22 protein-coding genes are annotated in these 19,755 nt (G+C 62.0%); 14 read left to right on the top strand and 8 right to left on the bottom strand.

From position 1 onward, the window contains the following. The first annotated feature begins 190 nt into the window (after positions 1 to 190). Entirely contained in the window at positions 191 to 538 is a 348-nt protein-coding gene (locus tag AC07TV_RS20570; RefSeq protein ID WP_494650237.1) for a hypothetical protein, read from the top strand. A gap of 57 nt (positions 539 to 595) precedes the next feature. On the opposite strand, the gene AC07TV_RS20565 is transcribed toward AC07TV_RS20570, so the two are convergent. From AC07TV_RS20565 to AC07TV_RS20550, 4 genes are all read right to left on the bottom strand, one after another. Beyond that, entirely contained in the window at positions 596 to 1,363 is a 768-nt protein-coding gene (locus AC07TV_RS20565) for a DNRLRE domain-containing protein (RefSeq protein WP_494650236.1), read from the bottom strand. A gap of 374 nt (positions 1,364 to 1,737) precedes the next feature. After that, a complete protein-coding gene (locus AC07TV_RS20560; RefSeq protein WP_494650235.1) occupies positions 1,738 to 2,259 on the bottom strand; it encodes a hypothetical protein in 522 nt (173 codons plus the stop codon). Positions 2,260 to 2,370: 111 nt separating this feature from the next. Beyond that, complete coding sequence (locus AC07TV_RS20555) at positions 2,371 to 3,732, bottom strand: TIGR03118 family protein (protein WP_494650234.1); 1,362 nt, start codon at positions 3,730 to 3,732, stop codon at positions 2,371 to 2,373. 175 nt (positions 3,733 to 3,907) lie between these two features. After that, positions 3,908 to 5,359: an alkaline phosphatase PhoX gene (locus tag AC07TV_RS20550; protein ID WP_494650233.1), complete on the bottom strand. Its 1,452-nt coding sequence runs from the start codon at positions 5,357 to 5,359 to the stop codon at positions 3,908 to 3,910. A gap of 346 nt (positions 5,360 to 5,705) precedes the next feature. Between AC07TV_RS20550 and AC07TV_RS20545 the strand changes: the two genes are divergently transcribed. From AC07TV_RS20545 to AC07TV_RS20510, 8 genes are all read left to right on the top strand, one after another. After that, entirely contained in the window at positions 5,706 to 6,788 is a 1,083-nt protein-coding gene (locus AC07TV_RS20545; RefSeq protein WP_494650232.1) for an efflux RND transporter periplasmic adaptor subunit, read from the top strand. Beyond that, entirely contained in the window at positions 6,788 to 9,877 is a 3,090-nt protein-coding gene (locus AC07TV_RS20540) for an efflux RND transporter permease subunit (RefSeq protein ID WP_494650231.1), read from the top strand. Before AC07TV_RS20545 ends, AC07TV_RS20540 begins: the two co-directional genes overlap by 1 nt. Next, positions 9,870 to 10,172 (top strand): DUF3240 family protein, encoded by a 303-nt coding sequence (locus tag AC07TV_RS20535; protein ID WP_494650230.1) that lies wholly within the window; start codon positions 9,870 to 9,872, stop codon positions 10,170 to 10,172. Before AC07TV_RS20540 ends, AC07TV_RS20535 begins: the two co-directional genes overlap by 8 nt. Continuing rightward, entirely contained in the window at positions 10,169 to 11,440 is a 1,272-nt protein-coding gene (locus AC07TV_RS20530) for a TolC family protein (RefSeq protein ID WP_494650229.1), read from the top strand. The genes AC07TV_RS20535 and AC07TV_RS20530 overlap by 4 nt, the downstream gene beginning before the upstream one ends. Positions 11,441 to 11,610: 170 nt before the next feature. Beyond that, the gene (locus tag AC07TV_RS20525) at positions 11,611 to 11,931 is read left to right on the top strand and encodes an HvfA family oxazolone/thioamide-modified RiPP metallophore (protein WP_226495921.1); all 321 of its coding nucleotides are present in this window, start codon (positions 11,611 to 11,613) and stop codon (positions 11,929 to 11,931) included. A gap of 111 nt (positions 11,932 to 12,042) precedes the next feature. Continuing rightward, entirely contained in the window at positions 12,043 to 12,543 is a 501-nt protein-coding gene (locus AC07TV_RS20520) for an HvfX family Cu-binding RiPP maturation protein (protein ID WP_494650228.1), read from the top strand. Between the two features lie 15 nt (positions 12,544 to 12,558). Then, on the top strand, positions 12,559 to 12,990 hold the full coding sequence (locus AC07TV_RS20515) for a hypothetical protein (RefSeq protein ID WP_494650227.1): 432 nt from the start codon (positions 12,559 to 12,561) through the stop codon (positions 12,988 to 12,990). Between the two features lie 58 nt (positions 12,991 to 13,048). Then, positions 13,049 to 13,615 carry a hypothetical protein gene (locus AC07TV_RS20510; RefSeq protein WP_494650226.1) on the top strand — a complete coding sequence of 189 codons (567 nt, stop codon included), beginning with the start codon at positions 13,049 to 13,051 and terminating at the stop codon, positions 13,613 to 13,615. Between the two features lie 27 nt (positions 13,616 to 13,642). On the opposite strand, the gene AC07TV_RS20505 is transcribed toward AC07TV_RS20510, so the two are convergent. Then, positions 13,643 to 13,855, bottom strand: coding sequence for a hypothetical protein (locus tag AC07TV_RS20505; RefSeq protein ID WP_494650225.1), 213 nt, complete (start codon positions 13,853 to 13,855; stop codon positions 13,643 to 13,645). Between the two features lie 128 nt (positions 13,856 to 13,983). Here AC07TV_RS20505 and AC07TV_RS20500 point away from each other — a divergent pair, with 128 nt between their 5' ends. From AC07TV_RS20500 to AC07TV_RS20480, 5 genes are read left to right on the top strand one after another with little or no spacing between them, the layout of a single operon-like run. Continuing rightward, on the top strand, positions 13,984 to 14,367 hold the full coding sequence (locus AC07TV_RS20500) for an antitoxin Xre/MbcA/ParS toxin-binding domain-containing protein (RefSeq protein ID WP_494650224.1): 384 nt from the start codon (positions 13,984 to 13,986) through the stop codon (positions 14,365 to 14,367). Continuing rightward, positions 14,327 to 15,058 carry an RES family NAD+ phosphorylase gene (locus AC07TV_RS20495; protein WP_494650223.1) on the top strand — a complete coding sequence of 244 codons (732 nt, stop codon included), beginning with the start codon at positions 14,327 to 14,329 and terminating at the stop codon, positions 15,056 to 15,058. The genes AC07TV_RS20500 and AC07TV_RS20495 overlap by 41 nt, the downstream gene beginning before the upstream one ends. Positions 15,059 to 15,105: 47 nt before the next feature. Beyond that, positions 15,106 to 15,231 carry a hypothetical protein gene (locus tag AC07TV_RS20490; RefSeq protein ID WP_494650222.1) on the top strand — a complete coding sequence of 42 codons (126 nt, stop codon included), beginning with the start codon at positions 15,106 to 15,108 and terminating at the stop codon, positions 15,229 to 15,231. Then, on the top strand, positions 15,228 to 15,575 hold the full coding sequence (locus AC07TV_RS20485; protein WP_310492831.1) for a GFA family protein: 348 nt from the start codon (positions 15,228 to 15,230) through the stop codon (positions 15,573 to 15,575). Before AC07TV_RS20490 ends, AC07TV_RS20485 begins: the two co-directional genes overlap by 4 nt. Before the next feature lie 14 nt (positions 15,576 to 15,589). Continuing rightward, positions 15,590 to 15,961: a VOC family protein gene (locus AC07TV_RS20480; RefSeq protein ID WP_226404498.1), complete on the top strand. Its 372-nt coding sequence runs from the start codon at positions 15,590 to 15,592 to the stop codon at positions 15,959 to 15,961. Between the two features lie 69 nt (positions 15,962 to 16,030). On the opposite strand, the gene lolA is transcribed toward AC07TV_RS20480, so the two are convergent. The 3 genes from lolA to AC07TV_RS20465 form a co-directional block, all read right to left on the bottom strand. Beyond that, positions 16,031 to 16,651 (bottom strand): outer membrane lipoprotein periplasmic chaperone LolA, encoded by a 621-nt coding sequence (lolA, locus tag AC07TV_RS20475; protein ID WP_494650221.1) that lies wholly within the window; start codon positions 16,649 to 16,651, stop codon positions 16,031 to 16,033. A gap of 65 nt (positions 16,652 to 16,716) precedes the next feature. Then, positions 16,717 to 19,011: a DNA translocase FtsK gene (locus tag AC07TV_RS20470; RefSeq protein WP_494650252.1), complete on the bottom strand. Its 2,295-nt coding sequence runs from the start codon at positions 19,009 to 19,011 to the stop codon at positions 16,717 to 16,719. 14 nt (positions 19,012 to 19,025) lie between these two features. Continuing rightward, positions 19,026 to 19,691, bottom strand: coding sequence for a Crp/Fnr family transcriptional regulator (locus AC07TV_RS20465; RefSeq protein ID WP_494650220.1), 666 nt, complete (start codon positions 19,689 to 19,691; stop codon positions 19,026 to 19,028). Positions 19,692 to 19,755 lie beyond the last annotated feature (64 nt).

Below are 19,755 nucleotides of genomic sequence, written 5' to 3'. Positions count from 1 at the left end.
GACGCATTCACCACGCGGCTTTCTTGACCAAACGGTATCGCCACCCGGGCAGCCCATTGCACGAAAATCTTGGGAGCGGCGGCGCGGCGAACTAAAATGGACGCATCGCAGGCCGGCAGGTACCTTTCACCGTATCCTGCCCTGGCCAGCCCCTTACCCGGAACAACAGCCGAATGACCGAGTCCGCTCCATGTTGAAATACCTTCGCAACCTGCTCGCCATTGCGACCATCACCGGCAGTCTGGCCGGCTGCGCCTCGCTCGACGAGAAGACCGACGGCCCGGACACCATCGCCCCGGTGGTTGATGCCATTCCTGATCGGGCGGCCGGCGATATCCAGAAAATCGCCGAACTGGAGCGCCAGCTGGTCAAGGAGCAGCGTCAGTGCTACGCCGAAAAACGCCGGCTTGACCTTTCGCTCAAGGAATCGCAAAAGCAGAACGAAGAGTTGCAGAAAAAGCTCGACGACCTGCAAAAGAAGCTCGACGCGCTGCTCGCCATCGACCGCGACCTGCGCAGCCGCAACCGGAACCGCTGAACGAGCCGGCGAGTGGCGTACCCCGTGCGGGATACGCCACATGAAACAACAAGAGGATCAGGCGGACTTGCGACGGGCGACGGCGCCGATCAGACCCAGACCAGCCAGCAACATGGCGTAGGACTCGGGTTCCGGTACCGGCATGACTTCAACGGAGAGCAGCGGACGAAGATTGGCCGTAGCGAATTCGCTGGCGTAAAAGTCGATGCCGTTGGTGCCGCTGGCAAAGGGCGTCATCACCCAGCCGTAGTTGGTGGCGCCTGCCTGCCAGGCCAGAAGCGAGCTGGTCACGTCGATTACCAGCTTGCCGTTGGCGATGTTTTCGCTACCGTTATTGGCGCCGAAGGTAGCGACCGCAGTTGCCGAGGCATCGGTTCCATTGGTCTGGACGCCGCTCACCAGACTGTTCCAGGTAGACGACTCGCTCCAGCCGGTGAGCATGTTGTAGACCGACATGCCGCTGCCCGGATTGAAGACTTCCAGGGTCAGCTTGGCCGAGACGATGGTGTCGGTGCTGGCGATCTGGCCGGCGACATTGCCGAACAGGTTTTCAAAACGGAGCAAGCCCTGATTCGGCTTGTTGCCAGGGCTGCCGTCGTCGCCATCAACGCTGACGTAATCAAGCGTACCGAAAGCCAGGCCGCGGGAATCGCCATTCGACGTCTGGCCGGAGCCACTGGCCGTTTCGTTGCTGCGGATCATGGTGTCCTGGGTACCTGTGTAGCCGCCGACGCCTTCCTGAAAGCTCAGGGTCGTGGTGGCAGCGAAGCCCGGCAGGGAGAGAGCGAGGCCGATGGCCGTCGCCAGTACGCGTATTTTGTTCATGTCGTGTCCTTGATGAGTCGAGAAATAAGTCCCGGCTGTCGGGCAAATTCGCTCCTGCCCCCGCAGGTACCCGCAACCGGATCAATCAGGTGGCCGACGCTAATCAGACTCGCCGACATTGGCATCCTGCGCCGCTGTTGTTACGGTTTGACCTATATCTTTAGTACTAAAACGTAGGTCGAAACGACCAGTCGTTGTCATACGCTTGCGCATTGCTGCAACATGACAGAAATATCCTTTTTTTTGGCTGGCCGACGTCGTCGAATGGCGATCAACTTTCAATCGCCACGGTCTTTGTCCAGCCTCGAACAGATATTCTTTCGGGTGGTGGCCAGACCCACCCCGAAAGAGCGCGCTTGAGATTGGTGGTTTTCTCAGGAATTGTTGAGCCGTAGCGGCGGTACGCTCTTCAGTTTGAAGGCCAGCAGCGACAGACCGAGCAAAACAACGAGATAGCCCGACATCAAGGCCCACAGCGGTGCCTTGCCGTAAGCCAGGCCATGGGCGAGGCCGAGGAAAGCGCCGTAGATCCAGCAGGCCAGGCTGACTGTTCCGGCAATGATCATGGGTGTGCGCTGTCCCTCGCGGAAACGGGGAAGCGCATAGGCCCGCATGGTTTCGGTCGAGATCGCCCAGATCGTGATCAGCGTGACCTTGGTCCACAGCTTGGGGTTGGCCAGGTAGGTTTCCGGGCCATTGATAACCAGGCCGACGGCGATGATGGCAAAGCCGGATAACCAGAGGTGGCGGTCGGCATGACGAATGATGTGATTGTGGCTGCGGTCGTACTGGGCACGACCGAACAGCGCCAGATAGCTCTGGAAGACGAACAGGAAGCCGCAGGAAAAGGCGACAACGTGCCACAACGAGGTGAGGGTTTTGAGTACTTCGAGCATGAGCGTTGCTCCGATCGGGTGGGCAATCGAGGGGGGCGGGACGGCCAGCCCGGTTCACGGAAATGCCCGGGCGGAGAACCGCCCGGGTGTCGAACTGGCCGTGGCTGGCAGTTAAGTGCGCTGGCGCCGGGAGACCAGGCCAATCAGGCCGAGGCCGGCCAGCAACATGGCGTAGCTTTCCGGTTCCGGCACGGCGGCGACAGTCAGTTTGCCGAAGATGCCGTCACGTTCCTCGTCGGGGCCGGCGGTGAAGTAAAGGCTCTTGGCATCACCCAGATGCACGCCGTTGCCGAAGGTCAGGCCCCAGATCCCATCGATGCTGATGACGTTGCCGTTGGCGTCGCGAAGATAACCAAGCGAAGCGCCGCTGACGCGGTCGTAGGCAGCGATGGTGCCATCGCCGAAGTTGGCAACCAGCAGAGCGCCGCTGAAAGCGCCAAAACCTTCCGGCGCGATGACCATGCCCCACGGATCGTTGAGCAGGCTGTGGTCGGTGTAGTCCTGCAACATGTTGCCGTCGCGGTCATAGGCGACGATGCGGCCGATGCCGGCGCCGGGTACTTCTTCCGTCGGCTCGTCGATTTCCAGTGAATTTTCTGCCCAGGCGACGTAGATCCGGCCATCGGAAAGCTGCTGCACATTGAACGGCATCCAGACTTCTGAGAGGTCGGCCGGACGGGCAAAGGGCGTCGAGGCCGAGATGTCGTTCCACTGGTTGTCGAAAGTCATGATGTTGCCGTTGGCAAAATCGGCGACGTAAAGCCGGTTATCGGCGACCTTGTTGCCGTTGGCATCAAGCGTCCAGTGGTCGGTGGTGAGTGCCACGCCGTTGAAGCCGGGGCGGCGTTCGCCGGCAAGCTGCGAGCCGGGAACGATGCTGCTGGCCATCGAGTAGTCCTTGATGACAACAGCTTCGAGCATGCCGGGATCGGTCTTGGTGCGCCAGGCATTGATGGTGCCGTCCTGGGTAACGAAGATGAACTTGGCAGAGCCTGAATCAGTGCCGTAGTTACTGCCATTGGAGTAGTTGATGGCCGGGCCGCTGACAAAGAATTCGACAGGTTGGCCGGCGTAATCGCTGGCCGCGTTGTAAACCTGACCGGTGACCTGGGCAACGCCATCGGCACCGGTTTCGAGCAGTTGCTGGTCGTAAGCGCTGGTCACGATGGGGACGACCTTGAGGCCGTCCTGATAGAGCGGCAGGCCGGGAACGTCACCGATGTAGGTGGTGGTGGTGCCGGTACCGGCATTGCTGGTCCAGAAGTGGCCGCCGGCGCCGGGCGGACGCAGGGCAATACCCCAGGGATTGACCAGATTCGGGTCGACCATGATGGTCGGGTTGTATTTGGCGTCGTTGGCGACGAGGTTGGTTTGCTGGTAGGCATTGCTGCCTGCCGCGTACGCGCTGTGGGCGAATAGGCTGCCGACGGCCAGCGCGAGTACCGTGCAGTAGCGGAAAGCGAACTTGTTCATGACGATAGGCTCCGGTTTTTGTGACGTGGCGGGCAAATATCGGCTGGCTGGGTCAGTAAATGCGAAAGGTCGCTTGCAGACCTGATGTCCGTGGTGCAAGCAACCTGAGTACGACGTTTGTCCGAGAAGACGGCAGCACTTTCCGGGAGAGCGTCGCCGCCCTCCCGGTCAGGGCTTACTTGGCAGCGCGGCGACGGGCGGCAAAGCCGACCAGGCCAAGGCCGGCCAGGAACATGGCGTAGCTTTCCGGCTCCGGAACAGCCGAGATCTGGATCAGGCGATCGACACCGGTATTCGGATGCTGGATATTCACGTAGGCGACGTTGGCGTTGAACTTGTCGAAATACAGACCGGTGAACTCCGAACCCGGGGTGCCATTGGAAGCCCAGCGGCCAATGCCTTCGCCTGCATCAAGCAGGTCGCCGTCGTGGTTGATGTCCTTGGCGAACCAGATGTCATCATCAACACCACCATTGCGGTCTTCGATGATGTAGATGTTGCCGGCGGCATCGATCGCCAGGTTATCGGGGCTGGTCAGGGCACTGCCGACAGCCACACCCGTAGCCAGGTCGATGGTGTTGCGGTCTACGAACAGCTTGACTGCGGTGTTGCCGGCGCTGTCGAGCTCCATCATGAAGACCTGTTGCGAGTCGGTGGTGGCGAAGAAGATGCCTTCGTTGCCGTTGGCCAGGGTCTTGGTCTCCAGATCTTCCGGACGGTTGTATTCCGTACCCAAGAAGCTCGTAGTGGGGTTGGTCGCTTCGCTACCAAGGTTGCCAGCGCGGCCAAGGTCGGCGGTGGCGCGGCCATCGACGGCACCGTAGCTGGTCATCACCACGCCAGCAAGGGCAGCGCCGTTGGTGTCGGTCAGGGCAACCCAGGAGGCAGCACCGGTGCCGCCGAAAGCGGAACCGTCACCAACGCGCATGACGAAGCTTTGGCCCGAGGCGAAGTAGTCGTCACCGTTGGTGGCATTGGCGTTGTTCGACACGTACTTGTAGACCGAGCCACCGTTCAGCTCGTCAATGAAATACATGGTGTTTTGCTTGTCGAAAGCCAGGCCTTCGTGGGAGACGCGCGGGATGATATTGCGCTGGACGAAGTTGCCGCCATTGGCAGCAGCGGTCGTCGAGTTGGTGACTTCAAACAGACGACCCTTAGTGCTGCCCGTGCCCCAGGATTCTTCGGCGGTCAGGTAGCTGCCCCACGGGGTCCAGCGCGAGGCGTCGCCGGAAACGAAGCCCTGCGAGCCCGGCGCAACAATGGTCACGGTGCGGGTGTTGTAGTTGTTGTCCCACAGGTCGACGCGCTGGACGCCACCGGTGTTGGTTTCGAACGGCATGAACAGGTAACGACCGGCATTCGTACCGGTTTCGTTGGCGGTAATCATGTCCCAGCTCCCGGAGTTGCTACCGGCAGCCTTGGCGTTCTGGGTGGTGCGGTCAGCAAGGGATACCTGGCTGAAGTTCGGGCTGGACAGGGTAATCGGCGTTGCCGGGGTAGCCGTCGTGCCGGCCGAGGCGGCCAGCGGTGTGAAGTTGTCGAAATAGGTATCAGCGGCGTGGGCGCCGACAGACATGGCGGCAAGGGCGCCGGCTACGGCAATGTTGAGATACTTCTTTTGCATTTTGTGATGCTCCTGGCTGGCGAGAGTACGAAAAAGATTGCTGGCTTGAGGGGTGACGATCCGGCTTGTGACGAGCTGCGCCATACACACCCCGCGCATGCCGCCACGACGCCCTGATCACTCTCCCCTTGCTGCCTATGATGAAGGTCATTTATTACAGGTAAATGCGCGTCAGGCAGCATAACAACTAGTACTTTCGGACTATTCCCGTGACCCGCCGACTCTTGCTCGTTGTCCGGGTATCAGCGGAAGTGGCTTGCACATACCTGACATTCCGAAGCACGACTTAAGCAAGGCTTAAGCTGCGCTGAATAAACTGTCGAAAACCTGTTACGGATAAATCCCCATGTCGCGTCGACCTTTAATTTTTGGCCTTTTTTTCCTGTTGACCGTGGCAAGCCAGCTTCAGGCTCAGGAAAACCGCCTGACGCTGCAGCCGGCGCAGCTCAAGTCGCTGGGCATTGAAACGGCCGTCGCCGGCGAGATGTCGGGCGGTCGCAATGGCAGTTTCCCGGCCCAGGTGCGCGTCCCCAACGAACAGATGCGCGTCGTCGCCGCGCCGGTCGGCGGCATGGTCGAGATGCTGGCCGTGGCGCCCGGCTCGACCGTCAAGCGCGGCCAGGTCGTTGCCCATCTGAGCAGCCAGCAGGCGCTGGAACTGCAGCGCGACGCGCTGCAGGCCGGCAGCCAGTCCGCCCTGATGCAGCAAAACCTCAAACGTGACGAGCAGCTTTTCGCCGAGGGCCTGATCGCCGAAAGCCGCCTGCAGGCCACCCGCGCCGCCGCCGCCCAGGCCAGCGCCCAGGCCAGCGAACGCCGGCAGGGCCTGGCCCTGGCCGGTGGCACAGCAGGCAAGCTGGGCGGCAAACTGGCGCTGACCGCCCCCATCGACGGCGTCGTGCTCGAACAGGGCGCCCAGCTCGGCCAGCGCGTCGAAACCTCGGCGCTGATCTACCGCATCGCCAAACTCAGCCCGCTGTGGCTGGAAATCCAGGCGCCGGTCGCCATCGCCGCGACGCTGCGCGAAGGCAGCCCGGTGAAGATTGCCAACAGCGAGGTGAGCGGCAAGCTGATCGCCATTGGCCGCGCCGTCGATCCGGCCAGCCAGACCGTCCTGCTCCGCGCCGAAGTCGGCAAGGGCGCCGAAACCTTGCGCCCCGGCCAGGTCATCGAAGTCGAAGTCGCTGCCCCGGCCGGCCAGCAGCAACGCCTGCCCGCCGCCGCCCTGGTCCGCAACGAAGGCAAGACCCTGGCCTTCGTCCAGATTTCCAGCGACGACAAGGGCGTCGTCTTTGAAGCCCGTCCGGTCCGCGTCGTCAGCCAGGGTGGCGACAGCGTCACGGTGGACGGCGTCAAGGCCGGCGAGAAGGTCGCCATCAAGGGCGTCTCCGGCCTCAAGGCCCTGCTCACCGGCGTCGGCGGCGAATAATGCTCGACGCTCTGATCCGCTTCTCGCTGACTCAGCGCCTGCTCGTGCTGGTCCTCACCGTCATGCTCATCGGGGCCGGCGTCCAGGCCTTCCTCGGCCTGCCCATCGACGCCTTCCCTGACGTCTCGACGACCCAGGTCAAGATCATCCTGAAAGCACCCGGCATGACGCCGGAAGAAGTCGAGATGCGCCTCGCCGTGCCGGTCGAGCAGGAGCTGCTCGGCATCCCGCACCAGAAGCTGCTGCGCTCGGTGTCGAAATACGCGCTGACCGACATCACCCTCGATTTCGAGGACGGCACCGATATCTACTGGGCCCGCCAGCAGGTCGGCGAGCGCCTCGCCGCCGCCATGGGCAATCTGCCGCCCGGCGCCACCGGCGGCATGGCGCCGATCACCACGCCGCTCGGCGAAATGTTCATGTTCACCATCGAGGGGGACCTCTCGCTGGCCGACAAGCGGGCCCTGCTCGACTGGGTGATCCGGCCGCAACTGCGCACCGTGCCCGGCGTCGCCGACGTCAATAGCCTGGGCGGCGAAGTGCGCACCTTCGAGGTCGTGCCCAATCCGCAAAGTCTGGCTGCCCGTGGCCTGGCCCTCAAGGATCTGCAGGCGGTGCTCGAAGCCAACAACCGCAATGACGGCGCCGGCCGCCTCAACGATGGTGAGGAATCGCTGCTGGTCCGCGCCGAAGGGGCGATTGCCACGGTCGACGACGTCAAATCGATTGTTTTGCAAGCCAAAGACGGCACCGTGGTGCGCATCTCCGATGTCGCCGACGTCCGCCTCGGCGCCCTGACCCGCTACGGCGCGGTGACCAAGGGCGGCCAGGGCGAGGCGGTGCAGGGCCTGGTCCTCGGCCTGCGCGGCGCCAATGCGCAACAGGTCGTGGCCGGCGTCAAGGCGCGGCTCGCCGAGATTGCGCCAACGCTGCCCGCCGGCGTTACCGTCGAAGCCTTCTACGACCGCAGCAACCTGGTCGGCCGTGCCGTCGGCACCGTCTCGATGGCCCTGCTCGAAGCCATCGTCCTCGTCGTACTGCTCCTCCTGGCCTTCCTCGGCAACCTGCGCGCCGCGCTGGTCGTCGCCCTGATGCTGCCGCTCTCGGCGCTCGCCACCTTCATCCTCATGCGGATGTACGGGCTGTCGGCCAATCTCATGAGCCTGGGCGGTCTGGCCATCGCCATCGGCATGCTGGTCGATGCGGCCGTCGTTGTCGTCGAAAACGTCGAAAGCCAGCTCGCCGAGGCGCAGGAAAACCTGCCGACGCTGCACCTGATCTACCGGGCGGCGCGCGAAGTCGCCTCGCCGGTGACCTCGGGCATCGTCATCATCATCATCGTCTTCCTGCCGCTGCTCACGCTGCAGGGGCTGGAGGGCAAGATGTTCGGGCCGGTGGCGCTGACCATCGTCTTCGCCCTCGCCTCCTCCCTGCTGCTGTCGCTGACTGTCGTGCCGGTGCTCGCCTCCTACCTGATCAAGCGCGGCGTGCATCACGAGCCGTGGCTGGTCAGGAAGCTGGCCGCCCTCTACGACCGCACGCTGAGCACCGCCCTCAACAACAGCCGCACTTTCATGATCGCCGCCACCATCGCGCTGGCCGCGGCGGCCGGTGCCTTCCTGCTGCTTGGCAAGAGCTTCATGCCGCCGATGGACGAAGGCGACATGATCCTGCAGCTCGAAAAGTTGCCGTCAATCAGCATCGACCAGACCATCGCCATCGACAGCGCCGTGCAGAAAGCGATCCTGGCCGAAGTCCCGGAAATCAGGGACATCGTCGCCCGGGCCGGTTCCGACGAACTCGGCCTCGATCCGATGGGCCTCAACCAGACCGATACCTTCCTGGTCCTCCAGCCCCGCGACACCTGGCGCAACCCAGACCCGGCCTGGCTGGCCGACCAGTTGCGCGCGGTCATGGAAAACTTCCCGGGCGTCGGCTACGCCTTCACCCAGCCCATCGACATGCGCGTTTCGGAAATGCTGACCGGCGTGCGCGGCGATCTGGCCATCAAGATTTTCGGCCCCGACCTCGCCACACTGAACCGGCTGTCGAATGAAATCGTCGCCACGGTGAAAAAGGTGCCGGGCGCCGAAGACACTTTCACGCTCAAGAACGACGGCGTGCAATACCTCAAGGTGGCGGTCGACCGCCTGGCCGCCGGCCGCTTCGGGCTCAACGTCGATGACATCCAGAACGACCTCAAATCCCTGCTCGAAGGGCGCAATGTCGGCGTCGTCATCGAACAGGGCCGGCGCGTCCCGGTCGTCCTGCGCGGCCCGGCCAGCCTGCTCAATTCGCCGGCCGATTTCGAAGCCTTGCGCCTGAGCCTGCCTGATGGCGGCAGCGTACCGCTGGCCAGCGTCGCCAAAATCGGCCGCATCGACGGCCCGGTCAAGGTCGACCGCGAAAATGCCGAGCGTTACGTCGTCGTCCAGTCCAATGTCCGCGACCGCGACCTGGTCGGCTTCGTCGACGATGCCAAGAGCGCCGTGGCCCGCGACATCAAGCTGCCGGCCGGCTACCGGCTGGCCTGGGGCGGCCAGTTCGAGAACCAGCAACGGGCCGCCGCCCGCCTCATGGTCGTCGTCCCGGTCGCCCTGGCCCTCATCTTCTTCCTGCTCTTCTCGACCTTCGGCTCGGTGCGCCAAGCCCTGCTGGTCCTCTCCAACATCCCGTTTGCCATGATCGGCGGCGTTTTCGGCCTGCTGGTTTCCGGCGAATACCTGTCGGTGCCGGCCTCGGTCGGCTTCATCGCCCTGCTCGGCATCGCCGTGCTCAACGGCGTCGTCATGGTCACCTACTTCAACCAGCTGCTGGCCCGCGGCATGGCCATCGGCGAGGTCGTCGTCGAAGGCGCCAAACGCCGCCTGCGGCCGGTGCTGATGACTGCCAGCATCGCCGCCTTCGGCCTCGTCCCGATGCTCTTCGCCAGCGGCCCCGGTTCGGAAGTGCAACGCCCGCTGGCCATCGTCGTCATCGGCGGCCTGCTTACCTCGACGGCGCTCACGCTCGTCTTGCTGCCCATCCTGTTCCGCCGCTTCGGCGTCAAAACCACCGTCTCCTTTACCGAGGGCCGCCGCCATGGCTGATGTCCTGCTTTCGCTGACCATGCCCAACGACGTCGCCCAGCACGTCGAGGACCTGCTGCTCTCGCGGCCCGATCTCGTCCGCGGCTTCACCGCCACGATGGCCGAAGGTCATGGTGCCGTCGTGCCCCTGGTCGAACCGGCCGAGCTGGTCAGCGGCCACTCGCCACGTCTGCAGATTCGCATGGCCGGGACGGAAGAAGCGATGCGCGCAGTCCTGGCTCTGATCAAGGCCGAGCTGCCGAGAGCCAATATTTTCTTCTGGCTGGTGCCAATCATCGAGATGGGGCGGTTATGAATTTCGATTTTGCCCGTTTTTTCCGGTTGACCGTGGCAATCGGCATCGCTGGCACCAGCGGCATCGGCGGCACCGGTTTCGCCACCGAAGCGATGCCCAACCTGCCACCGAGCGAAATCGTCACGCGCGTCCTGCAGACCAACCTGTCGGTACAGGCGGCCGCCGGCCAGATCCGCGTCGAGGAAGCCAACCGCAGCCGTCTCGAAGCCGGGCAATACGAATGGAACATCCGCCTCGGCGGCCAGCAGCGCCGGAGCAAACCGGCCACCGGCACCGATGAACGTTTCAACGAATGGAACGCCGCCATCGAGCGCCCGCTGCGCCTGCCCGGCAAGGGCCGGCTCGATGGCGAACTGGGCGCGGCCGGCGTGGCGTTGGCCGAAACGGCCCGCGGCGATGCCCTGCACGAAGCCAGCCGCGACCTCCTCAAATCATGGTTCGTCTGGCTCAAGGAAAGCGCCTCGGCGGCGCAATGGGCCGAACAATTCGCCCTGCTCGACAAGCAGGCCAAAGCCATCCAGCGCCGCCAGCAACTTGGCGACGCCGCCCGTCTCGAGTCCATCCAGGCCGCAGCCGCCCTGGCCCAGGCCGAAGCTGCATTGGCTCAGGCCAGGGTGCGCCAGCAGACAGCCAGCGAAGACCTGCGCCGCCGCTACCCGGGCCTGCCGCTGGTCACCGAGAACACGATTGCCGAGCCGACACCGATCGACGGCAACGAAGCCGAGTGGATCAACGCCATCCTCGAACACAGCCACGAACTCGACTTCGCCCGCGGCGAAACCCGGCGCGCCCAGATCGTCGCCGGCCGGGCCGGCCGCGACCGGATGCCCGACCCGACCATCGGCCTGCATGTCTCGCGCGAACGGGCCGGCGAAGACCAGATTGTCGGCGCCTACATCAGCATCCCGCTGCCCGGCGATGCCCGCCGTGCCGGTTCCGACGCCGCGCTGGCCCAGGCCGACGTGGCCGGTCGGCGCGAGGCCTTCACGACGCAAAAGATCACCGCGGAAGCAGTCATGCTCTACCAGTCGGCCAACGCCGCCTTTTCAACCTGGCAGGCCAGCCGCAGCGCCGCCGAACGCCTGCTCCAGGCGGCCGACATGACAGCCCGCGCCTACCAGCTCGGCGAAGGCAGCCTCAACGACCTGCTCGCCGCCCGTCGGCTGGCCAACGAAGCTCAGCTAGCTACCCGCCTGGTCCAGCTCGACGCACTTGAGCTGCGCTACCGCCTGCTGCTCGATGCCCACCGGCTTTGGGACATGGATTAGCCGCGCATCCCCGATTGATCAGCTCCCGGATAGCCCGCGCCAGCCAACTGCCGCGGGCTGAGCGCACCCGTCAAAATATTTTGTAAGGGTTTTCAGAAGTCTCCGACTAATTGTTCAAGTAGCTCATTGGCGCTGCTTGATGACAAATTCAACTTCAACGGAGATTCAAAATGAAAACGACCAAAATCCTTTCCCTGGCCATCGGTTCCGCATTCGCTGCCGCCACCCTCTCCCCGCTGGCCCACGCTGCCGGTGACAATCCGTTCAGCGCCAGCAAGCTGGAAGCCGGCTATCAGTTGGCGCAGGCCGACACCAAGATGAAGGATGGCAAGTGCGGTGAAGCCAAGTGCGGCGCCGACAAAAAGGCAGGCGAAAAAATGAAGGATGGAAAATGTGGCGAAGCCAAGTGCGGTGCCGACAAGAAGGGCGCTGACAAGAAGAAGGACGGCAAGTGCGGCGAAGCCAAGTGTGGCGCCGACAAAAAGAAATAACCTGCCCATCTGAACGCATTCCGGCTGCCAGACATCCGGAATGCGACAACAAAAACCCCAGGCCCCCCAATATCGCGCCCGGCCCGGGTTGCGCACCAGACGGCATAAAAAATGAAAAACACGCTCACTCGCTACCTTGGTTTTACCTTCTCCCATCTTGACCTGCTGGGATTGTGGCTCGGCCTGCTCAGTCTGCGCCTACTGCTGGGCTGGGACTTCTACGAGTCCGGCCTGGAAAAACTCCATGGCACCAACTGGTTCACCGACATCCAGGACCGTTTCCCTTTCCCCTTCAATCTCGTCCCGCCGGAAATCAGCTGGCAAATGGCGACCTGGTTTGAACTGCTCGGTGGCATAGCGCTGGTCATCGGGCTCGGCACCCGCTTCTTTTCGGTTTCGCTGCTCATCCTGACCATCGTTGCCATCGCCAGCGTCCATTGGCCAGAAGCGTGGTCGAGCTACAGCGAATTGCTGCAAGGCTACGGCTTTACCGACAACGGCTTTGGCAATTTCAAACTGCCGGTGCTGTTCATCGGCATGCTGCTTCCCTTGATGCTGATCGGCCCGGGCAAACTGTCGATCGATCATCTGATCCGCCGCAAGGTGCTTTGAGGTACGCTGCCCGCGATGACCACCTCCACTTTCCGACAAGTCCTGCAGGCCAACCTGCTGGCTATCATCAGCGTGCTGATTGCCGTCGCCAGCCTGTCGTACAACACCTGGCGCAACGATGTTTCGGAACTGAACCGGAATCAGCGGGCAGCGGGGTTTGCCGTGCTGCAGGAACTCGCCAAGCTGCAACTGCTGGTGGACCACCTGACCTACGACGATAAACGACAGCGCGGTGACACCATAGAAGGGTGGACCCGCATCGTATTCATCGGCGACCTCGCCAGCCTGACCTCGCCCGAGGTGGATGCCGGGGCAAAGAGCTTGCGCCAGCAATGGGAAAGCGAAGTCGGCCGACTGGAATCGAGCGAAGCGGCTAACGCAGCCATCAGCCGTTCGGTCGAATCATTGCGCCTCGAAACCTTGCGCACCCTTTCCGATTTACGGTGAACAACGTGCAGTACCAGACGTATCATGAACAAACGATTCCTACCCATGAGGCAATACGATGCCCTTGAATCTGCGCCAACTCGCCAGTCTGTTCTTGGGAATTTTCGCCGTCGTCCTGTCGCTGCCGGCAGCAGCTTGGGAACTGTCCGGCCACAAGACAATCCGGCTGCAAACACGGGATGGACAAAGCATCGTGCTTGGGTCTGTCGAATTCACCCCGAAAGGCGAATCCAGCACCTTCTCACTGCATCTCGACCACACCAGGCTGAAGGATTTCTTCCTCTCCATGAAGGAATTCAAATGTCTGGAAGGCGAAGAAATCCATTGCCACGTGCCTTACCCCTACCCCAATCCGGGCACGGTGAGCCGCAATGACCTGCGCTGGCTGGAGCATTCGCTGCTCTTTCTCTACAAGCAGCCCAAGGATTTCGGCGCCCGCCTGTGGAACGGCCTTTACTACGAGATGGTCCTGACTGAAAAAGGCATCGTCGGCACGCCGCAAGCCGTCGATCTTGTCCAGATCGGCGCCCCGCCGGCCGATACCTCGATTCCGCCTTACGGTCCGGGCGATCGCGGCGAAATTCCGCGTGACTCGCGCTGGATTCGTAGCCTGAGCATCGAGTAGGGCGATCTCAACCCTGAGCGGAAACGCTCAGTTGTCGACCTTCTGCCAGCCCTTCGCCTGCATGCAGGCGTGCATCCGGCGCACGCTGGCATTGGTGACCACGCCATCGGCGGTGGTGTAGACCTGCTGCTTGCAGAAGATTTCGTCGCGCTTGTACTCACCGTCGAGCGCCCCGCGCTTTTCCCAGTGCCACGACGAACAGCCCGCCAGGCCAATGAAGGCAATCATCAGTAATTTCATGGCGCAAATTCTACGCTGATCATCGCAAAGCCACCCTCGCCGCACCACGCAATGATTTATTCAAAATCGACACCTAATTTCACATTTATTCTATAGAATAAATACAAGCCCCATCAGGATACCCCATCATGCCGACTGCCCTGCAAGCCAATCCGCTCTCCGACCGCTCCCGCGTTCTGTCGACGGCCGTGGTTGAAGCCGCCAGACGGCTCGGGCTGGGCTCCACCGACCTCAACGCCATCATCGGCACCAGCCAGCCTTCGGCCTCGCGCCTGCTCAACGGCAAATACTTCATCCCGGAAGGCAGCAAGACCTGGGAGCTTTCGGCTCATTTTGTCCGTCTCTACCGGTCGATTTCCTCGCTGGTCGGTGGCAACGACGATCTGGCCCGGAGCTGGCTCAAGTCCGGGAATCAGGCTTTCGACAACCGCCACCCACTGGACGTCGTCAAACGCGTCGAAGGCCTGCTCCATGTCTGCGAATATCTGGACGCCCATCGCGCTCGCGTCTGAAGCCCGACCCTGGTCGGGCAGGGGCTGGCGCGCCGTTGAGGCACTGCACCGGGTAGCGACGATGACGCTGGTGCACGGCGATCTCGGCGACCAGTCGCTGCTCGAAGATATTCTCGAAGAAGCCAAGCCCGTCTTGCCACGCGCCACCGACGGTCTGCACTGGCTGCTCGCCACGCCTTTCCGCTACTGGCCGAAACCGCCCTCCGGCTCGCGTTTCCGGGCACGCACCGATCCCGGCGTGTTCTACGGCGCCGATGAGGAAAAAACCGCCTGCGCCGAATGCGGCTACTGGCGCCTGCGTTTCTGGCTGGACAGCGAAGGCCTGGCCGGGCGCGAGGCATCGATACCGATCACCCTCTTCGAATTCCACGGCGCCACGCCGCACATGGTCGACCTGACCCAGCCGCCGCTCGTCGCCGACCATGCCATCTGGACCGATCCGGCCGATTACAGTGCCACCCAGAAAATCGCTGGTACCGCGCATGAAGCCGGCATCGAACTGATCCGTTACCAGTCGGTGCGCCACCCCGAAGGCAACTGTCTGGCCATCCTGACGCCGCAGGTATTCAAGGGCGTCGACGAGGCCTTCCGCAATGTCCAGCACGGCTGGACGCTGTGGCTCAAGCCGCCCGGCCTGACCGTCTGGCAACGCGAACTGACACCGGAAAGCCACGTTTTTCGTTTCGCCTGATCAATGGTTTCATCGCCGGATATTTGCCCCAAAAAATCCGGTCAGACATGGAACCAGTAGGCCTCTGCGCGCTCAAACCAGCGCCGGACTATGCCATTCGCCTTTACCTGCCCGGCAATCCGGCTTTCAATGTTGACTGGCGGCAGAACTTCAACGAGGAGACGCATCGATGATCTACAAAGGAAGCTGTCACTGCGGCAAGGTAGCGTTCGAACTGGAAGGTGATATTGAGGGCGCCGTTGCCTGCAATTGCTCGATCTGTTCGCGCAAGGGCTCACTGCTCTGGTTCCTGCCGCGCGAGAAACTGACCCTGCTGACACCGGAAGACGCGGCCAGCACCTACACCTTCAACAAGCATGTCATCCAGCACCGCTTCTGCCCGACCTGTGGCATTCATCCCTATGCGGAAGGCGTCGATCCCAAGGGGAGAAACATGGCTGCGATCAACCTGCGTTGTGTCGAAGGTCTGGATCTAACATCCATTCCGGTCACTGAATTCGATGGTCGATCAATCTAGATACGGAGGTAATCATGAACAATCCGGTAGGCTGGTTTGAAATTTACATACAGGAAATGGAGCGCGCGAAAGCCTTCTACCAGGCGGTTTTCGACGTTGAACTGACCCGGCTGGAAAGCCCGCCAGGCTTGGAAATGTGGGCCTTCCCGATGCAGCCGGATAGCTACGGCGCACCCGGTGCCTTGGTCAAAATGGAGGGATGCGGCTCAGGCGACAACAGCGTTCTGGTCTATTTCAGCTGTGCCGATTGTGCCGTGCAGGCGGCAAAAGCCGTCAAGGCTGGTGGCAAAATTCACAAGGAAAAAATGGCCATCGGGCAATACGGATTTATCGCGCTGGTCGTCGACACGGAAGGGACGATGATCGGCCTGCATTCGATGCAATAGGCGATCAGCAGGCTTTCAATTTTGGCGGTTTTTTACGGTTGACCGTGGAAACCTGGCTTTCCGGCTGGCTTACTCACCCACCACATCGGCACCGGCTGGCGGGGTGAACTTGAAGGTGCTGGCGGGCAAGGCCGGATTGCGTTCGATCTTGTTGAAGCGAATGTGCGTCGTCTGGCCAAAGCTGTCCTGCAACTCCATGGCTTTGAGGTCGTTGCCGGCAAAACCGAGGCGAACTGCCTCGAAACCGCTGTCGCCCGCCTTCGGGGTGGCTTCGACCCAAGCCATGCCTTCGGCTTCGCCGGCTTCCTTGAGCGTGAAGTTCTTTTCCAGCTCGTTGCTGCCCGAGAGCAGCGCCGCCGGCGAACCGCCAATGGCTTGGCCAGCCTTGCGCACGGTGACCTGCTGCAGATCGGGATCGTGAATCCAGACTTTCTCGCCGTCGCCGACAACCAGTTGGGGATACGGCTTCAAAATTTCCCAACGCAGCTTGCCCGGCCGCGAAATGGCGACGGTCCCCGAGGACTGCTGCGGCTTGCGACCGTTCTTGCCGATAACCATCTGCGAAAAATCGGCCTTCAGCGTGCGCGTGCTTTTGAGGAAATCGTGCAACTGATCGACCGCGCCAGCGTGGGCCAGCAACGGGAACAAGGCCAACGCTACGGTCAACCGGAATTTTTGGGCAAATTTCATATTTGAAGCTTAGCGGTTTGGCGCGGGGTGCGCTGTTTCAGGGTGTAACAAATTGCTGGTGAAAATCACTCCGCCGGCTTTTTCATCAACACTTCGCGCCCGCCACGACCGTCCATGGTTGACACCAGCCCGGCCTTTTCCATCGCCTCGATCAAACGGGCAGAACGGTTGTAGCCGATGCGCAGGTGGCGCTGGACCAGCGAAATCGAGGCGCGCTGGTTCTTGAGCACGATATCGACGGCCTGATCGTAGAGCTGATCGCTCTCGGCATCGCCACCACCCTCGCCCGCTTCACTGCCCTCTTCGTCATCGCCTCCCGAACCGGTCAGGATGTCTTCGATGTACTCCGGCGCGCCGGTCGCCTTCAAATGTTCGACGACGCGGTGCACTTCGTCATCGGAAACGAAGGCCCCATGGACGCGGGTCGGATAGCCGGTGCCCGGCGCCAGGTAAAGCATGTCGCCCTGGCCGAGCAGCGCTTCGGCGCCCATCTGGTCGAGGATGGTGCGCGAGTCGATCTTGCTCGACACTTGGAAGGACAGGCGGGTTGGAATGTTGGCCTTGATCAGGCCGGTAATCACGTCAACCGACGGCCGCTGCGTCGCCAGCACCAGGTGGATGCCCGAAGCCCGCGCCTTCTGGGCCAGACGGGCGATCTGCTCTTCGACCTTCTTGCCGACAACCATCATGAGGTCGGCCAGTTCGTCGATGATGACGACGATGAAAGGCATGGTCTTCAGCGGCTCCGGGGTTTCCGGGGTCAGGGTCAGCGGATTCGGGATGTGTTCGCCACGTTTCTCGGCATCGCGGATCTTGGTGTTGAGGCCGGCAATGTTGCGGACGCCCATCGCCGACATCAGCTTGTAGCGTTTTTCCATCTCGGTGACGCACCAGTGCAGCGCGTTGGCCGCCTGTTTCATGTCGGTGACGACAGGGGCCAGCAGATGCGGAATCCCTTCGTAGATCGACAGTTCGAGCATCTTCGGGTCGACCATGATGAGGCGGACCTGATCCGGCTCGGCCTTGTAGAGCATCGACAGGATCATCGCATTGACGCCAACCGACTTGCCCGAACCAGTCGTCCCGGCAACCAGTAGGTGTGGCGTCTTGGCCAGGTCGGCGACCACCGGCAGACCACCGATGTCCTTGCCAAGGCAGACGGTCAGCGGGCTGGTCATGTCGTTGTACGGCTTGCTCGAGATGATCTCGGAGAGCTTGACCATCTGCCGCTTGGGATTGGGTAGTTCGAGCGCCATGCACGACTTGCCGGGCACCGTCTCGACGACGCGGATCGAAACCATGGCCAGGGCGCGGGCCAGGTCGCGGGCCAGATTGACGATCTGGGCGCCCTTGACGCCCACCGCCGGCTCGATTTCGTAACGCGTGATGACCGGACCGGGCATCGCGGCCAGAACCTTGACCTGGACGCCGAAGTCAGCGAGCTTGCGCTCGATCAGGCGCGAGGTGTATTCCAGCGTTTCGGCACTGACCGTCTCGGTGGCCGGCGGCGCCGGGTCGAGCAGATGCAGCGGCGGCAACTGGCCACCGAAGATCGCCTCAGGGAACAGCGCCACCTGCTTTTCGCGCTCGATGCGCGCTTCTGCCTTCTTCGAAATTGGCACCTCGGGCGGTGGTGTTTCGATGATGATCGGATCGTGCAGTTCGACGCGCTGCTTTTCTTCCTTGACGACGACTTCGCGCTTCTGCGCGACTTCCTTGCCGATCTGCCGGTCACGCCAGGCATCGACGCGGCCATAGAAGAAGCCGAGGAAGCTTTCAAGAAACAGCCCCAATTGCTCGAAGGCCCAGACCCAGGACATGCCGGAAAATATGCTCCAGCCGGCCGCCATGACGGCGAGCAGGAACAGTGTCGCCCCGGTGTAGCCGAACTGGGTGGATAGCAGGCGGCCAAGCTCGATGCCGAGCATGCCGCCCGGCACCAGCGGCAGCGCCGCCTTCAGCGAATAAAAACGTAGCGCCTCAAGCGACGAACTGGCCACCAACAGGAAGGAAAAGCCGCCCAGCGCAATGAACAGCGGGTGTTGCTTGTGGTCTTCGGGCGAATGGTATTTGCGGAAGCCCCACCACACGAACATGCCGAGCAGAACAATCCACCACCAGGCAGACAGCCCGAAAATGTAAAGCATCAGATCGGCGATCCAGGCGCCGGCCCGGCCGGCCGGATTGTGCAAGGAGGCCGAGCCGACGGCATGCGACCAGCCCGGATCTTCCTTGCTGAACCCCCATAGCGCCATGGTCAGGAACAAGGCGATAGCGCCAACGCCCAACCAGCGCGACTCCTGCAGCAACGAGCCGATTTTTTCCGGCAGCGGGCTAGGCGCCGCTGCCCGATTCACCATCCGAGCACCCACCGTCAGGCGACTCCGGGAATGACCAGAATGTCATTCTCGTAACGGATGTAACCGCTCAATTCCAGATCGCGCATGACCTTGCTGACCATTTCACGCGATGCACCAATCATTTTCGCCATATCCTGCTTCGACATCTTTTTCTTCACCACACGATTGCCGTCCACAATCTCCGACATATCGAGCAGGAGACGGGCTACACGGCCATAAACGTCCAGCAGGGCAAGGCTTTCGATCTTGCGATCGGCCTCGCGCAAACGCAGGACAAGAATCTTCATCAACTTCTGCGCAACCTGGAAATTGTCCTGCATGCAGCGCTGCAGCGAATCCTTGTCGAGAAACAGCAGCTCGCAGGCTTCGGCGGCGACGACGTTGGCCGAGCGCGGACTGCCATCGATCAGGCCCATTTCGCCGAAGAACTCGCCAGGGCCCAGCCAGGCCAGAATGATCTCGCGACCCTCTTCGTCGGTATTGGTCACCTTTGCCCGACCACTGATCAGGACATACAGGGAATCCGTACTGTCGCCGGCCCGCACGACGGAAGCACCGCGTTCGACACGCTTGCGACCGGCAACTCTGGAGAGTTTTTCCAGTTCATGCTCGTCCAGCCCGGAAAACAAGGGGACATTGCGCAAGACTACCAAGCTCAAACCACATGGGGTTGCTGACATAAATCAGTTTCCGTTCATAGAGTTACGAAATGATTATAAACCGCTTTCCCAAATTACATAGGAA

The organism is Azonexus sp. GW821-FHT04F04, from assembly GCF_059420025.1.
This window is presented reverse-complemented; position numbering and strand designations above follow the sequence as displayed.

What these genes read in the sequence shown, in the direction of transcription:
- AC07TV_RS20480 (WP_226404498.1), top strand. Translation starts at nt 15,590, where the DNA reads ATGAACAATCCGGTAGGCTGGTTTGAAATTTACATACAGGAAATGGAG.
- AC07TV_RS20495 (WP_494650223.1), top strand. Translation starts at nt 14,327, where the DNA reads ATGTCTGCGAATATCTGGACGCCCATCGCGCTCGCGTCTGAAGCCCGA.
- AC07TV_RS20520 (WP_494650228.1), top strand. Translation starts at nt 12,043, where the DNA reads ATGAAAAACACGCTCACTCGCTACCTTGGTTTTACCTTCTCCCATCTT.
- lolA (WP_494650221.1), bottom strand. Translation starts at nt 16,651, where the DNA reads ATGAAATTTGCCCAAAAATTCCGGTTGACCGTAGCGTTGGCCTTGTTC.
- AC07TV_RS20565 (WP_494650236.1), bottom strand. Translation starts at nt 1,363, where the DNA reads ATGAACAAAATACGCGTACTGGCGACGGCCATCGGCCTCGCTCTCTCC.
- AC07TV_RS20560 (WP_494650235.1), bottom strand. Translation starts at nt 2,259, where the DNA reads ATGCTCGAAGTACTCAAAACCCTCACCTCGTTGTGGCACGTTGTCGCC.
- AC07TV_RS20525 (WP_226495921.1), top strand. Translation starts at nt 11,611, where the DNA reads ATGAAAACGACCAAAATCCTTTCCCTGGCCATCGGTTCCGCATTCGCT.
- AC07TV_RS20545 (WP_494650232.1), top strand. Translation starts at nt 5,706, where the DNA reads ATGTCGCGTCGACCTTTAATTTTTGGCCTTTTTTTCCTGTTGACCGTG.
- AC07TV_RS20515 (WP_494650227.1), top strand. Translation starts at nt 12,559, where the DNA reads ATGACCACCTCCACTTTCCGACAAGTCCTGCAGGCCAACCTGCTGGCT.
- AC07TV_RS20555 (WP_494650234.1), bottom strand. Translation starts at nt 3,732, where the DNA reads ATGAACAAGTTCGCTTTCCGCTACTGCACGGTACTCGCGCTGGCCGTC.
- AC07TV_RS20550 (WP_494650233.1), bottom strand. Translation starts at nt 5,359, where the DNA reads ATGCAAAAGAAGTATCTCAACATTGCCGTAGCCGGCGCCCTTGCCGCC.
- AC07TV_RS20510 (WP_494650226.1), top strand. Translation starts at nt 13,049, where the DNA reads ATGCCCTTGAATCTGCGCCAACTCGCCAGTCTGTTCTTGGGAATTTTC.
- AC07TV_RS20570 (WP_494650237.1), top strand. Translation starts at nt 191, where the DNA reads ATGTTGAAATACCTTCGCAACCTGCTCGCCATTGCGACCATCACCGGC.
- AC07TV_RS20465 (WP_494650220.1), bottom strand. Translation starts at nt 19,691, where the DNA reads ATGTCAGCAACCCCATGTGGTTTGAGCTTGGTAGTCTTGCGCAATGTC.
- AC07TV_RS20470 (WP_494650252.1), bottom strand. Translation starts at nt 19,011, where the DNA reads ATGGTGAATCGGGCAGCGGCGCCTAGCCCGCTGCCGGAAAAAATCGGC.
- AC07TV_RS20505 (WP_494650225.1), bottom strand. Translation starts at nt 13,855, where the DNA reads ATGAAATTACTGATGATTGCCTTCATTGGCCTGGCGGGCTGTTCGTCG.
- AC07TV_RS20535 (WP_494650230.1), top strand. Translation starts at nt 9,870, where the DNA reads ATGGCTGATGTCCTGCTTTCGCTGACCATGCCCAACGACGTCGCCCAG.
- AC07TV_RS20530 (WP_494650229.1), top strand. Translation starts at nt 10,169, where the DNA reads ATGAATTTCGATTTTGCCCGTTTTTTCCGGTTGACCGTGGCAATCGGC.
- AC07TV_RS20490 (WP_494650222.1), top strand. Translation starts at nt 15,106, where the DNA reads ATGGAACCAGTAGGCCTCTGCGCGCTCAAACCAGCGCCGGACTATGCC.
- AC07TV_RS20485 (WP_310492831.1), top strand. Translation starts at nt 15,228, where the DNA reads ATGATCTACAAAGGAAGCTGTCACTGCGGCAAGGTAGCGTTCGAACTG.
- AC07TV_RS20500 (WP_494650224.1), top strand. Translation starts at nt 13,984, where the DNA reads ATGCCGACTGCCCTGCAAGCCAATCCGCTCTCCGACCGCTCCCGCGTT.
- AC07TV_RS20540 (WP_494650231.1), top strand. Translation starts at nt 6,788, where the DNA reads ATGCTCGACGCTCTGATCCGCTTCTCGCTGACTCAGCGCCTGCTCGTG.